Annotated in this window: 10 protein-coding genes and 8 pseudogenes; 6 read left to right on the top strand and 12 right to left on the bottom strand. The window is 60.0% G+C overall.

Features of this window, described 5'->3' with window-relative positions:
- From E5W87_RS00390 to E5W87_RS00365, 7 genes and pseudogenes are all read right to left on the bottom strand, one after another.
- A partial coding sequence (locus tag E5W87_RS00390) for an aldehyde dehydrogenase family protein (RefSeq protein ID WP_292392978.1) occupies nt 1–701 on the bottom strand: 701 nt, incomplete at its 3' end.
- A 201-nt stretch (nt 702–902) separates the two neighbouring features.
- Nucleotides 903–1,829 (bottom strand): LysR family transcriptional regulator, encoded by a 927-nt coding sequence (locus E5W87_RS00385; protein ID WP_292392976.1) that lies wholly within the window; start codon nt 1,827–1,829, stop codon nt 903–905.
- A gap of 178 nt (nt 1,830–2,007) precedes the next feature.
- Complete coding sequence (locus tag E5W87_RS00380; RefSeq protein ID WP_292393047.1) at nt 2,008–2,532, bottom strand: aldolase/citrate lyase family protein; 525 nt, start codon at nt 2,530–2,532, stop codon at nt 2,008–2,010.
- A gap of 134 nt (nt 2,533–2,666) precedes the next feature.
- Nucleotides 2,667–2,876 (bottom strand): annotated as a pseudogene (locus E5W87_RS00375) (aldolase/citrate lyase family protein); the annotation flags it as partial.
- A 135-nt stretch (nt 2,877–3,011) separates the two neighbouring features.
- Nucleotides 3,012–3,791: a CaiB/BaiF CoA transferase family protein gene (locus E5W87_RS00370; protein ID WP_367118783.1), complete on the bottom strand. Its 780-nt coding sequence runs from the start codon at nt 3,789–3,791 to the stop codon at nt 3,012–3,014.
- 19 nt (nt 3,792–3,810) lie between these two features.
- Nucleotides 3,811–4,062: a CoA transferase gene (locus E5W87_RS35985; protein WP_367118782.1), complete on the bottom strand. Its 252-nt coding sequence runs from the start codon at nt 4,060–4,062 to the stop codon at nt 3,811–3,813.
- A 120-nt stretch (nt 4,063–4,182) separates the two neighbouring features.
- Nucleotides 4,183–4,337, bottom strand: a pseudogene (locus E5W87_RS00365) (methylaspartate ammonia-lyase); the annotation flags it as partial.
- 81 nt (nt 4,338–4,418) lie between these two features.
- On the opposite strand from E5W87_RS00365, the pseudogene E5W87_RS00360 reads away from it, so the two are divergent.
- The 4 genes and pseudogenes from E5W87_RS00360 to E5W87_RS00345 all read left to right on the top strand — a co-directional run.
- Nucleotides 4,419–5,055 (top strand): annotated as a pseudogene (locus E5W87_RS00360) (transposase); the annotation flags it as partial.
- Between the two features lie 706 nt (nt 5,056–5,761).
- Nucleotides 5,762–6,171 (top strand): annotated as a pseudogene (locus E5W87_RS00355) (helix-turn-helix domain-containing protein); the annotation flags it as partial.
- A gap of 231 nt (nt 6,172–6,402) precedes the next feature.
- Nucleotides 6,403–7,641, top strand: a complete 1,239-nt coding sequence (locus tag E5W87_RS00350; protein ID WP_292392974.1) for an acetyl-CoA carboxylase biotin carboxylase subunit family protein — start codon at nt 6,403–6,405, stop codon at nt 7,639–7,641.
- A 489-nt stretch (nt 7,642–8,130) separates the two neighbouring features.
- A pseudogene (locus E5W87_RS00345) lies at nt 8,131–9,027 on the top strand (IS256 family transposase); the annotation flags it as partial.
- Nucleotides 9,028–9,596: 569 nt separating this feature from the next.
- Here E5W87_RS00345 and E5W87_RS00340 read toward each other — a convergent pair.
- From E5W87_RS00340 to E5W87_RS00325, 4 genes and pseudogenes are all read right to left on the bottom strand, one after another.
- The gene (locus E5W87_RS00340) at nt 9,597–9,827 is read right to left on the bottom strand and encodes a hypothetical protein (RefSeq protein ID WP_292392972.1); all 231 of its coding nucleotides are present in this window, start codon (nt 9,825–9,827) and stop codon (nt 9,597–9,599) included.
- 157 nt (nt 9,828–9,984) lie between these two features.
- Nucleotides 9,985–10,944, bottom strand: a complete 960-nt coding sequence (locus E5W87_RS00335; RefSeq protein WP_292393045.1) for a recombinase family protein — start codon at nt 10,942–10,944, stop codon at nt 9,985–9,987.
- A 185-nt stretch (nt 10,945–11,129) separates the two neighbouring features.
- Nucleotides 11,130–11,327 (bottom strand): hypothetical protein, encoded by a 198-nt coding sequence (locus E5W87_RS00330; RefSeq protein ID WP_292392969.1) that lies wholly within the window; start codon nt 11,325–11,327, stop codon nt 11,130–11,132.
- A gap of 233 nt (nt 11,328–11,560) precedes the next feature.
- Nucleotides 11,561–11,944, bottom strand: a pseudogene (locus E5W87_RS00325) (IS481 family transposase); the annotation flags it as partial.
- Between the two features lie 89 nt (nt 11,945–12,033).
- Here E5W87_RS00325 and E5W87_RS00320 point away from each other — a divergent pair.
- Both E5W87_RS00320 and E5W87_RS00315 read left to right on the top strand, forming a co-directional pair.
- Nucleotides 12,034–13,072, top strand: a pseudogene (locus E5W87_RS00320) (IS110 family transposase).
- A gap of 439 nt (nt 13,073–13,511) precedes the next feature.
- A pseudogene (locus E5W87_RS00315) lies at nt 13,512–13,640 on the top strand (IS110 family transposase); the annotation flags it as partial.
- 17 nt (nt 13,641–13,657) lie between these two features.
- Here the strand turns inward: E5W87_RS00315 and E5W87_RS00310 are convergent.
- A partial coding sequence (locus E5W87_RS00310) for a transposase (RefSeq protein ID WP_292392967.1) occupies nt 13,658–14,093 on the bottom strand: 436 nt, incomplete at its 5' end.

Below are 14,093 nucleotides of genomic sequence, written 5' to 3'. Positions count from 1 at the left end.
ATATCGCGGCATCTGCTCAGTTCGCCAATTGTGAAAGTCAAGACTTTCACAATTGGCGAACTGAGCAGATGCCGCGATATATGCACAGGAACACCGAAGACCAGGTTGACCACGCCTTCCGGTATCCCTGCTTGGCGCAAAGATTCCACGATATGGACAGCCACGCTCGGCGTCTCTTCAGCCCCTTTGAGTATCACCGGGCAGCCTGCCGCCAGCGCGGGGGCGAGCTTGCGGGCGATGAGAACGGCCGGATAGTTCCAGGGCGTAAAGGCAGCGACGACACCGAGCGGCTCCGGGACGATCATCCTGTTCGAGCCCAACGGAATCGGGGCCGACAGCTCTTCGGCACGGCTACCGTTCCATTCCAGCGTTTCGACTGCGCGCGCGTATTCTCCTATCGCTTCGGCAATCGTCTTTCCCTGTTCGGACGACAGGTCCCTGGCTGCGGCGCCAGCTTTCTCTGCCAGAATGCTGGCGGTAGAGACGAGGATCTCGCCACGCTCTTTGGCGGGTCGTGAGGACCACGCCTTGCGGCTGCGTTCTGCCGAAGCAAGAGCTTCATCCAAGTCTGAAACCGTAGCCGAGGCCACTGAGGCAAATACCTTCTCCGTCGCCGGGTTGATCACGGGCAAAGTGGCTAGGCTACCACCGGCTCGCCATTTGCCATTAATGAAGAGCTCGTAGCTCTTGGCGTCGGACATCGCGGGCTCCACTTGACTGAATTCTTGCCATACGAGCGCAGCTTTCGATATCGAAACTGCTGAACTCGCTTGAGCCAGTTTCATCGCGATGGTCGTGGCGGGTCAAATATCGAATATTGCCGAAATCCATCTGGAATCCAGATTGCTCAGATCCTGATGGCCGCAAGCGGTCTTGCCCCAACTATATAGGCTGAACGATCGTCAGGTCGTCTCAGGCGCCACCGCTGCCCAGCCCCGCATTTCAATCAATTCTCTGGCGACCTTCGGAATGAGCTTGCGGACCGCAGAAACGGCCGCAGAACGCTCATCTTTGGGGTTTACAGCTAGCACCACCGAGCGGGTAATCACCGGATCGACGATCTTGACAGTCCGGACAAGCCCTTGAGAGGCTTCTTTCTGTACGGCAGACGGGGCGAGAATAGAATGCGCTTTCCCCTCTACGACCATGATGATGATCGTTGAGAGCGAGTCCACTTCAAACTTGACGTTCAGCGCGCAACCGTGTTGTGCGACGACGTCAGCTACCGAACGCCTGACATTGTTATTGCGCATGGGAACCGCCAACGGGAATGCATGCAGGTCCGCCAGAGATATCGCATCTTCGAACGGTGGCTCACCGGACGGGACCACCAGACAAAGGTCTTCGCGAGCTAGCACAGTCATTCGCCCCCCATTGTCGGCAGTGCGGTACAGAACCGCCAGATTGAAGCGTCCAGCGGCCATCCACTCCTCCAACGGTCCCGTCATGCCCTCGACCATCTTGAGGGAAACCTTGGGCAGTTCGTTTCTCACCGCCTCAAGCAGCGGACCGCTCAGGACGCGAGCAGCCCCAGACGGAATGCCAATAGTCACCTCCCCGGCAGGGGAAGCAGTTGTGTTGGTCAATTCCGCCTCGGTGAGTCGAATTTCTTTGAGAATCGCCCGCGCGCGATCGAGCAGTTTGGCTCCTGACGCCGTGACGCTCACGCCGGTCCTGTCGCGTATCAGCAGCTGAGTGCCGAAGCCTTCCTCCAGTTGACGCACATGCAGGCTCAGCGCACTCTGGGCGACATTAAGGAAGCCAGCGGCCTTCGTGAAACTGCCTGCTTCGACCACGCCGACAAAGTATCTTAGCTGCCTGATTTCCACGGGCACTCTTCCGAGGGAGGACTGCAATTGACGTAATCTATCTCGAAATGTGATGGGGCGACAGCAATAATTGTGCCGAGCTGTATGACGCCTTGCTGTCGTGTCGTCCAGTTGGTTTAATCAATCCGCTGAGGACTCAAACGGCCAACTCGGCGCCCGGATCCGTGGCGATGATTTCTCAAGCCCTTCGAATAACCGGTGCATCGACCATCTTTCCGTCCAATGCGAACGCGCCTCTGCCCTGCGCCGTCGCATCTTTTTCCGCCGCGAGGATACGACGAGCCCATTCGAGTTCCTGTGGGCTTGGCGAAAAAGCCTCATTGAATATAGCAACCTGCTTTGGATGGATCGCCAAAGCTCCGGCAAAGCCAAGCCGCCGCGCATGCGCCGCGGCTTCACGAATTATACCAGTGTCTGAGAATTCCCCGATACTTCCTATGAAGCCAAGCGGTAGCAAGCCTGCGGCGCGAGCGGCAAACAGAACGGAAAGGTTCGGTGTCAAAAGAAGATCGAGTTCGGGGACACCGCCTACAGAGGTACTGAAGTCTTCAGGACCAAGCGCCATTGCAACCATCCTGGGATGGGCCGACGCAATCGCTGCGAGACTTTGCAATGCTGCCGGGGTCTCGATCTGGGCAAGGAACCGGATTCGACCCAGCGGAAGATCTCTTTCTCGTTCGAGTTCTGATACCGCATTCGCGATCTCTGATACCCACGCTGCCGAATCCGTCTTCGGAAGGACAAGCGCATAAACACCCCGATCACGGCCGCATCGAGATCGGCCGCCAAGGCGCGCAAACCACGATTCACGCGAACCAAAACATTTGCGCCCTTGCGGCCCACCTTTGCCACGGATGCAGAAAGCCGGCGCCGGGACTTGCCTTTTTGATCCTCGGGAACGGAGTCCTCCAGGTCGAGTATGACGCCATCGGCTCCGCGCTCATGAGCCGCGTCAACAAAGCGCGGAACATGGGAGGGAACGAAGAGCAGAGATCTCCAGCGGGGAACAGAAATCGGGCTTTCGAGGGCCGGGACGGTGTGCTTCATAATGTCGCCTCTGCGGTCATTTTGGCGCGGGCGCAGTCAGTGAGCTTGCTGGGCGGCCGTGGCACTCGGAGCGGCCAGGACTAGGCATGCACTCTGTAAATCGCGATCGCGCTCCCTTCCCGACAACAGGCACGCTCATGCTGACGCGGCTCTTGCGCGCAAACCTGCTCGAACCTCCTCGCGGACAGCCTCCGTATGCGCATCAAGGCCCGGAACTGGGCGCAGCGAGGGGCGCTCAGAGTTGAAGATCGCCGCCGGGGCGATCGTCTCTACTGTTCCTTCAGGTGTGCCAATCTCAACCCTGCGAACGTGTGGATGCTTTGAAATGTCCGCCACTTCGTTCAGTCGCCCATATGCCGAACGGGCCGCCTCAAGCTCCTGCATCGCTTCGTGGCAGGACAGCTCGGAAAACCGCAGCTCAATTATCTCATTAAGTTGAGGACGGTGGCCGAGGCGCTCCATGTTGTCGGCGAAACCAAGTGCACGCGTGAGATCAGGCCGCTTCAGGAATTTCTCGCAGAAATTCACCCATTCCCGATCATTCTGTACGGAAAAGGTGACGTCCTTGCCATCGGCGCAGCGATAGGCGCCATAAGGCGCCAGCGAGGGGTGTTTCACGCCCGCGCGTACCGTGTGGTAGCTGCTGTAGTCGTGTTGCAGAACCGGCACGTTCATCCAATCGGCGACGGCATCGAACAGGGACACCTGAATGCTAGCCCCTTCGCCAGTGACCTCGCGATGATACAGCGCCTGAAGTATGGCGCTATGTGCCGTCATGCCCGCCGAGATGTCGCACACCGACAACCCTACCCGTGCCGGCCCCTGCTGCGTACCCGTGATGGCGCACAGACCTGTTTCGGCCTGAACAATGAGATCATAAGCCTTGAGGTGAGAAAATGGCCCCCCTCCCCAAATCCCGAAATGTCGCAGGTGATTAGCCGCGGAAACGGCGACGCAGATCCGCAGATCCGAAGCCGAGTTTTTCGATGCTGCCTGGCTTCAGATTCTGGATAAAGACGTCGGCAGCAGCAACGAGCGTGTCCAGGACGGCGTGGTCCGCCTCCGACCTAAGGTCCAAACAAACCGATTCTTTGCCTCGGTTGAGCCAAACGAAGTAAGCGCTCTGTCCCCGCACCAACTTATCGTAGTTTCGAGCAAAATCCCCTTCGGGCCTTTCGACCTTGATGACCCGGGCGCCCGCGTCCGCAAGACGAGACGAGACGAGACATAAGGCGCGGCCACAGCCTGCTCCACAGCAACGACGGTGATCCCCTCAAGAGAGTTCTGCATGCGACACCGTGCTTTTTCATCCAACGTTTTCGGCCTGAGCCCGACGATTCAGCATCGCCAGCAACCGGTTTTGTTCATTGCCTACAATCGAGAACGCCTCGTCAACACCCATTCCTGGCTTTGCCAGCATCATGTCCGCCTGGGTGCCACCGATATGTGGACCGATGCCTGAGCAGAGAGATCAGTCTCGGTACAGCTTCCCCCGACACACGCCCCTACCCTGTTCTCCTTTCACAACAGCACGGCACGTGCTGGGACGGCCGGCGTCAGATCCTGGCCGTGGAGATGGCCAATCGCGAGAGCCGCTCGGCCTGGAGGGACTTTCTCGTCGGCTTGAAGGCGCGCGGCCTCAAGGGCGTCGAGCTGGTCGTGTCAGACGATCATGCCGGCCTGGTCGCGGCGATCGGCGAGGTGATCATCCCGGAAGCGGCATGGCAGCGCTGCTACGTGCACTTCCTCAGGAATGCGCTCGATCACCTGCCGAGAAAGCATGGCGACGATTGCCTGCAGGAACTGCGCTGGCTCTACGACCGGCGCGATCTCGCCGAGGCCAAGGCCGATCTCGCCGCATGGCTTTCCAAATGGTCGGCCCGCTACCCACGACTGACGACATGGGTGGAGGAGACCATCGAGTACACGCTGACCTTCTTTCGTCTGCCACGCCAGCACCACAAGCATCTCAAGAGCACCAACATGCTTGAACGGCTCAACGAGGAAATCCGGCGCCGCACCTATGTCGTGCGGATCTTTCCAAACTCACAGAGCTGCCTGCGCCTCGTCAGGGCGCTGGCCGTCGAAACCAACGAAAACTGGATGGAGGCCAACCGCTACATCAACATGGACGACCTGCGGCGAGCACAAGAAGCTCGCTCTGCGCCAAGCCGCATGACCAGCACCATGGCCGCCCCTTTTTGCAGAACTTGACGCACACAACCATGGTACGATGGTTAAGCCGGCTGGCCGGCACAGAGCGTATGGATAGGATACCGGTGTATCAGACCTGTCGGTTCGGATATTCACAAGCAAGGAATCTCCGTTCGGAGAGCGAACGCTCTGGGTCGTTGGAACATCTCGGCGAGATTGCCAATGACCCTGCTGCCATAGGCAAGCTGCGCGATCGTCTCGATCGGTCCCAGCAAGCCGCTGGCGTTTTGGAATGAGGCCGACCCGTGCGGCTATGACCTTCATCGCCAACTCACGAGCCTCGGCTATCGGAGCGACGTGGCTGTCGCGATCCCGAGCCTGGCGATCGGTAAAAAGAACCGTCGCGAAGCCACCATGCTCGCCCGTCTCAGTCGGGCCGGACGCCGACAATGAAGCCATGCGTGACCTGATCCGGCTGCGCAGCCGCGTTCGCGTGGACCTATGGTGCGGCTTTTTGAGGGGGCGCAGATACTTGGGGCCGCGCCGCCCCATGGCACGATCACTGCCGCGCGGCAAAAAAAAACGGGCGCGGACGATAAAGTACCCCCGCGGCCGCCTTAATGGGGTCAAGCACTACCACGACTTAGAGCACATCCTGTGATCGATGAATCAATTGTGATGTGACGGCTGCGTTTTGTGCTGATTCAACATCCCCTCGATCGAGGTGGACGATGGGAAGAGCATTGAGCGTGGATCTTCGGTTGCGGGTCTTGATGGCTTCGGACGAGGGCATGTCGGCGCGGCAAGCGGCGGCGCGGTTCGGCGTGGGAGTGTCCAGAGCGATCCGCTGGATTGCGCGGGCGAAGATCGGTGAACTGGGGCCACGCCCGCAGGGCCGCCGCCGCACCTCCAGCCTCGATGCGCATGAAGCCTTCATCGTCGGGCTGATCGGGGAGCGCAAGGACATCACGCTGAACGAGATGGTGGAGCGGCTCGTCGCCGAGCAGTCGGTGCGGATCAGCCGCAGCGCCTTAAGCGCCTGGCTTCGCGGCGACGGCTGGACATTCAAAAAAAGTCCGCGCACGCACTGGAGCAGGATCGCCCCGACGTCCTGAAGCGGCGCCGGGAGTGGTTCGACGGCGCGGATTAAACAGGACGTGCTCTAGCTTGAACAGAGTCGACGAGCTCCCTGTCACACTTCGATAAATAAATAGTTGCAGAACATATGTTTCGACAAATTCACAGAACCTTTGCGACCGCAAATCGCCGAAACTGGTACGTTCACAGCAAGTCTTGGTCAGGCAGGGCTGAAAAGCTGATGCCGATTTTCTCACCTGGACCACCGTCCAGCATACAACAAAGGTCGACGCCAATGGCAAGAAGAGCGCTCATTCTGCTTGAAGGTACGAGGTCCAATGGTCCGCTTTACGTCAAAGCGGCTCGGCGTCTTGGCCTTAATCCAATTACCCTCTCGGTTGATCCAACCCGCTACCAGTATATTCAGGCGGAAAGATCCGATGCAATCCGTGTCGATACAGACAATCTCGACGCAGTGATCCGCGAATGTTCCCGGCTTCATGAGATCTATGACATTGCTGGCATTACGAGCGCCCTGGAGGCGTCCTATGCGACAGTTGGCAAGCTCTGCCGTTATTTCGATCTACCGGGACCGAATCCCGCATCGATCGAACGATGCTGCGATAAATTCACTCAACGTCAGCTCCTTGCGGAGGCTGGCGTTCCAATACCTGCTTATCGCCTGGCAGCGAATGCGTCGGAGACTGAAGGCTCTGCCGCGGAGATCGGCCTGCCGGTGATTCTGAAGCCAGCAGTAGGTGGCGGCAGCATCGGTGTCCGACTGTGCCGTAATGTCGAAGAGGTAGCCGAGCATACCATCTATCTGTTGGGCGAGAAGCACCTATGGCAGTCCTCGCCGAGGATACTGGTCGAAGAATTCGCACAGGGCCCCCTTTACGTGGCTAATCTAATGGGAAATGAGGTCATTGGAATTACCGCCTACGAGTTCGGCCCGGCACCGCATTTCGTGGTTCGTGAGTCCACCTGTCCGGCCCCGCTGACCGATGTTAACTATAAACGTATCGCGGATGTATCGCTAAGCTGTTTACAAGCTCTCGAACTTGGATGGGGGCCAACGTGCATTGAACTCCGGTTGACGCCCGGAGGCCCAGTCGTCATTGAAGTTAATCCGCGTCTTGGTGGTGGGGAACCTAAACTGGTCCGGCTGGCATACAGTATTGATCTCGTCACCGAGCACATTAAGCTTGTCATTGGCGAGAATTGGAATTTGCGCAGAAGGCATTCGCATAGTGCAGTGTGGCGGAACCTAGTTCCTGATTGCGATGGCACGCTCGACTGGATATATGGCGACGGTCTGGCGGCTACTGTGCCAGGAGTCGCCGAGGTCAAATTGTATGTTGAATCCAAGAGGCCAATCATCAGGAAAGGCGATTACCGCGACAGTTTGGGATATGTCATCGCTGTTTCACCCAGCGTTGCTGAGACCAATGCGATACTTCAGCGCGCCGTCGACTTGATCCATTGGTCAATCACACCCTTTGGACCTTTAGTGGAAACCTTATCCGGATGTTGAAAAAGGCGCGCGCCCTTGGGCCTTGGTCGTGAGTCGGCTGACGGCTGCACGACAAGTACGCCGGCTATGGCGTCAGCCGGCGCATCGAGGAGGCATTCGGCTGGATCAACTCGTTTGCCGGGCAGGACACGAGTCCGGAGGCGCGACCATGTCGGGTGCACCTGCCGCCTGTAATCTGGTGCGCGTTCTGAAATTGCTGAGACGGTCGTGAACAATGAAGCTGCTGGGTGTTCGGCTTAGGGCGCGGCGATGGAGGAGCCAGGAGTGGTAGCCGGCTGCGACGAGGATGGCGTGAACACGACGCCGTTCGCCGGCGAGCTAATTGCGGCCCATGCGGTGCTCCGCCTAGCTATGGCCGATCACGGCTCGGTTGCGGACGCCAGGTCGAAGGTGTGCTTCAGTTCGCAAGCCCATCCGCAAGTCGCTTCGGCGGGACTGTCAGGAATTCTGTGCGCGAGGCCATGATGATGAAAAGGAGAGAATCATCACATGGCTATTGAGAAGGAACTTCTGGACCAACTGCTTGCGGGTCGCGATCCGAACGAGGTTTTCGCCAGAGACGGACTGCTCGACGATCTGAAGAAGGCACTTTCTGAGCGGATTCTGAACGCCGAACTGGACGAGCACCTTGAGGATGAAGGCGACGCCGGCAACGCCAATCGCCGCAACGGCCATTCGAAGAAGTCGGTTCTGACGGGCACGTCGAAGATAACGCTTTCGATCCCGCGCGACCGGGCCGGAACATTCGATCCGAAGTTAATTGCCAAATACCAGCGCCGATTTCCGGACCTCGACGACAAGATCATCTCCATGTACGCGCGCGGCATGACGGCTCGCGAGATCCGCGGTCACCTCGAAGAGCTCTATGGCATCGAGGTGTCGCCGGACCTGATCTCGGCCATCACCGACGCCGTGCTCGAGGAGATCGCCGAATGGCAGAACCGACCGCTCGACATCTGCTATCCACTGGTCTTCTTCGATGCCATCCGGGTCAAGATCAGGGACGAAGGCTTCGTTCGCAACAAGGCCATCTACATCATCGCGCTCGGCATCCTGCCTGATGGCACCAAGGAGATATTAGGCATCTGGATCGAGCAGACCGAGGGCGCCATGTTCTGGCTGCGCGTCATGAACGAACTGAAGAGCCGTGGCGCCGGCGACATCCTGATCGCGGTCGTCGACGGGCTGAAGGGCTTCCCCGAGGCGATCAACACCGTCTTCCCGCAGACCGTGGTCCAGACCTGTATCGTGCATCTGATCCGTCATTCGCTCGAGTTCGTGTGGTGGAAGGACCGCAAGCCCGTCGTGCCGGCGCTGCGCGCGATCTACCGGGCCAAGGACGCGGAAGCCGGCCTGGCCGCACTCGATGCGTTCGACGCCGGATTCGTGAAGGTCGGAGACCGGCTAGGATCTGTCAACAATCTGATCACTAAACGGTTTTTAAATCCTGTTTCATCGTACCCATCTGTCTATGTCGTTGAAGTGAATAGGTTGTGCTGATCGGGATACGATCCCGTGGTATTTTGGGTTTTGCCGGGCGCGACGCTCTGCCGGATCGTCCGTGGATCTTCAGCCGATCAACGCTCGCCGAACCGGCGGCTCAGCGCATCGTTCGCGTTGCACCGAAGACCCTCAGGCGCCGAGGCGGGCAACACCAAAGGCGTTCATCCGCCGAGAAGGCGCGCCGCCTTGTTCAGGTTAAGCCATGGTTCGTTGCCTCCGGCGCCGGCCGGAAGACAGGGATGCGACCTGTGCGCGGTGACCCGTTCGCGTGTCCATCGATTGCCGTGGCCGGTCACCAGTCCATTTGCGGTTGAGGATGCCGGCAATCAGATCATCATTGGCGATGCGCACCAGTTGACGGACGGCCGGATATCGCCGGAGGTGCTTGTTGCGCTGTCCGCGGCGCCGCTTCGGCAAGCGCAGTTCGGTATGGACGCCGCCAATCCAATGGATCAGGAGACTGACGCTCCGTCATCGACATCGGCGACCACCTCCCGGACGACGGTGCGCGCGATGCGCTTATTGAGCCGCGCGTCTGTCGTCGGCGCAGCCCACACAGCCTTGAGATCGGCGGCGAGCGCGGTGACGTGTATTGGCGACAGAAGTGACGGCTCCGATGACGAGGCATCATGCGTGGCAATCCTGCTCTCGATCTCGCCGACCCGGTCAGCGCCCGGTTCCATCGTAACTCCAGTTCCGCCGCGACCAGCCGGTTCTGCGGATCGATGGCGTCGTACTGCCGGAACGCCCGATCGGCACTGTAGCGTGCCGCCTCGAGGTCGCGCATCAGAGCATCGCGGACCCGATCGCGGCGACTGGCCGCTTGAGCTTCGGCCGCGGCTATCGCTCCCGGCTCGACAACCCGCAGAAGAGCTTCCTCGATGGCGTCGTCGACGCCCAATGCTCGCAAGGAGATGCAACGCGGCTCGCCATTGTCGAGCAGACCACGCCCGCAGGAATAGCGCCGAATGTTGTGCTTGGTTCCCGTGTAGCGGACCGCAGCTTGCGGCCGCAGCGGACAAGGCCGGCGAGCAGAGCGTCGCCATGCTTGGGCACCCGGTGATGCGGGCTCGTGGGCACGTTGTCGGTCACCATCTTGCGGATCGCTTCCGCCCTTTCCCAGCTGACGTAGCCTTCTTGTGCACCCGGGATCAGCGCCAGCCATTTATCACGCGCTTTACGGCGGCTGCGCGAGCGAATGGCGGTTGCGTCATATCCCGACGCAGCACGAGTCTTGCCATAGGCGTAGGCGCCACCGTAGATCGGGTTCTCGATCATTCGGTGGATGGTCGCATAGCTTGGCCTGCGCCAGACCACATCGCCATTGTTGCGCTTGGCGGGCAAATCCAGCCGATGTTCGCGGACAGAGCAGGGCCTGCCGTGCACTGCCGAGTTCCGCCACCTTTCAAACACAAGGGTGATGGCCTCCTGCATGCGACGATCGGGATTCTTCTCCAGCCGGTCACCGACCTTCACGAAGCCGACCGGGACAGCGACGACGAGTTCACCGCGCCGGGCCTTCTCATAGCGGGCCGACAGGGAGCGCTGACACAGAAGATGGAGCTCGTACTCTTTGAGACTCCCCTTCAATCCCAGCAGCAGCCGAACCATTGCCTTGGCGCAGTGCGTAGACCGTCTCCTGGTCGACAAGCACGGTATCGATCCGCAGCACATCTCGATGAGATGCTGCCAATCGCGGCTGTTGCGGGCGAAGCGCGATACCTCCCGCGCCGCAACCGCCTCAACCTTTGCCGAGACACACTTCGGCGACCATCCGATCGAAGCCCGCTCGCGCGACACCGCCAGCGGCAGAGCGGCGAGATCGTCATCGACAGTCTCGATGCAAGACCAGCCGAGCGCCACTCTAGGCGATCGCGCATCGCATACTGCAGGGCGCTGCTCTCACGATTGTGCACAACCTGATGGGCCGAGGACTGACGCACATACAGGATCGCCTTGGCTCCGGATGGTGGGGCCGGATCTTCTCACGCATGATGACGCGCCTCCTCCCGTTGAACGGCGCGCTCGCCGTCGATGTGGTCGAGGATCAGGCGCACCATCAGCTTTGTCATCGTCAGGCGCGTCTCTCCCGGCAGCGCCTGCCTTGGTGGGCATCTGCGCGGACTCGCATCGTGCGGGTTGGAGAACAGATCGAACTGGTATGTCGTGGGCTGGCGCGGCATGGACATCTCCCCGATTCGCGTCGTGAGGACCCGATGGTGCGCCCGAATCCTCCAATTGCGATGGGGTGTGGGAACTGGCCGTTGCGTCCTGCAGCAGTATCACCGAGATGCCAAGCGTTCTGAGATCGAGATGTGGGGCAGCGGCAAGCGCCACGCGCAGCCCTTCCGATCAAACATCCAGGCCGGAACCTTCAGCCACCGATCGGAGGCGTGGCCAGAGAGACTGCAGCGGTGGCCTTCTCATGCAGTTCGACGAAGGCGAACTTCGAGGTGCGATCGATGGCGATGAACATGTGCAGCTTGCCCTGCTCGGTGCGCACCTCGGCGACGTCGATGTGGAAGTAGCCGATCTGATAGGTCTTGAACTTCTTCTTCGCCGGCCTGTCGCCTTCGACATCCGGCAGGCGGCTGATGCCATGGCGTTGCAGACAACGATGCAGTGACGAGCGCGTCAGGTGTGGGATCGTCGGTTGCAAGGCATAGAGGCAGTCATCGAGCGGCAACAGAGTGTAGCGGCGGAAGGCGACGATGACGGCCTCCTCCTCGGGCGAGAAAACCGTCGATCGCGGTTCCTTCGGACCAGTCGGTAGATCGGCCACCGAGGCCCGCTCCCGCCATGGGGGGACGGCGCCCGTAACGGGATCATCCTCGTGAGAGGCGTGCCAAGATGGCTGCTGTCGAGCACTCATCTGAAGGAGCACCGTCCATGAACAATATTACCACCGATCTCAGCGCTGTTGCCACTATTGGCCTCGATCTGGCGAAGCATGTCTTCCAGATTCACGCGATCGATGCCGCAGGCCGCATCGTCACGACCCGGGCGCTGCGGCGGAAGGATGTTCTGACATTCTTCGAATCCTTGCCATGCTGTCTCATTGGCTTGGAAGCGTGTGGCTCGGCCCATCACTGGGCTCGCGAACTCATGAAGTTCGGCCATGACGTGCGGCTGATGCCGCCAGCCTATGTGAAGGCTTACGTGCGTCGCCAGAAGAACGATGCCGCTGATGCAGCAGCCATCTGCGAGGCGGTGACGCGCCCTTCGATGCGTTTTGTGCCGGTGCGATCGGTCGGGAACCAGGCGGCGCTCATGCATCACAAGGTACGCGAACTTCTGGTGGCCCAACGCACCCAACTGCTCAATGCCCTTCGCGGCCATCTGGCCGAAATCGGGATCATCGCCGCCCAGGGACCGAACAACGCGCGCGCCTTGGCTACCCTCGTCATCGAGGGCAACGACATGACCCGGCGACCGTGCGTTCGGCACTGTGGCCGTTGGTGCGCCAACTGAGCGAACTTGATGCCGAGATCAGACAGACCGATCAGGCTATCTGGCCCTCGCCAAGACTGATGAAATGGCACGCCGTCTGATGACCGTTCCCGGCATCGGCCCCATTACTGCCTCCGCGCTTGCGGCGAGCATCCAAGATATCTCTGCCTTCTCAGGTCCGCGCGAATTCGCCGCCTTCTTAGGGCTCACGCCCCGGCAAAGTTCATCAGGCGGCAAGGAGCGGCTGGGACGCGTCTCCAAGATGGGTAACCGATATTTGCGCAAGCTGCTCGTAGTCGGCGCTCATGCCGTTCTGTTCCATCGCAAGCGTTCCAACGATGCGTTGAGAAACTGGGCGGATCGTCTGATGGAGACCAAGCCCTTCAAGCTTGTCGCCGTGGCGACTGCCAACAAGCTCGCCCGTATCGTCTTCGCACTTATGCGCGACGCAACACACTATGCCGGCACACCGGCATAACAACAGCATCGGCAAGGCCGCGAACCGCAATCGAGTGACAATGACGTGATGGGAACAGACGAGGACAGATCCTGAAAGCCTGCAGCATAGTCGGAGCTTCGAGCTCGCTCTCTTGATCAGGCCAAAGGATCAGCCGATACCATCAGGGCCAGCGGTCACAAGACCGCAGCAACAGGCCGGAGACATGACCGCACCCGCGACCATCCCATCGCTGAAAACAAACCCTTGATCAGCGGGCGCCGTCCAGACATGACTATGCTGTATCGCTCGACGGACCGGCCTCTGTCGGCGTGGCGCCCCCATGAAGAACCTGGCCCATAGTGCATCCTTTATTCGGAGGATAAGGATGCCCCATCAGAGATCCCATAACCGGTGGTGGATAGCGACCTGCGCTCTGGCAGAGTGGGGTTGCTGACCAACAACTCTGTGGAGGCCAATCATGCGTGTTGTAGCCGATCGATCTGCGGCGCCTGCCGCTATCCGCACCGATCTTGGCGCGATCTTCATTTCTTTGGAACTCAGTAAATCGACCTGGTTAATCACTTCGCTGTCGCCGGGCAGTGGGGAGAGCGACTGTCTTGGTTGTCAAGCGGTTTGCCATGGTTTTTGGTCCCGCACGATAGCGTTGAGGATAGGGAGGAGTTTTCGCATTGTGGCGGCGACTGCGATGATTTTCGGCTTGCCGGCCGCGACAAGGCGCTCGCGGAAGGCCTTGAGGACGGGGTTGTGTCTGATGGCGACGAGGGCAGCCATGAAGAGGACGGCGCGCACGCGGCTCCTGCCGCCACCGATGAAGCTCTTGCCGCGCCATTTGCCGGACTGCCTCGTCCATGGCGCCAGGCCGGCGAGCGCGGCGATCTGGCGGCGGCCGAGGCTGCCCAGTTCCGGCATCTCAGCAATCAGGCTACGGGCGACGATGGGACCGACACCCGGGACGGAGGAAAGCAGCTTTTCGTTGACCCGCCAGACTGGAGACTTGCGGATATGATCGTCCATGTCGGCATCGAGGCTTGCCAGTTCG

This window comes from Mesorhizobium sp., from assembly GCF_004962925.1.
Taxonomy (GTDB): Bacteria; Pseudomonadota; Alphaproteobacteria; order Rhizobiales; family Rhizobiaceae; genus Mesorhizobium.
This window is presented reverse-complemented; position numbering and strand designations above follow the sequence as displayed.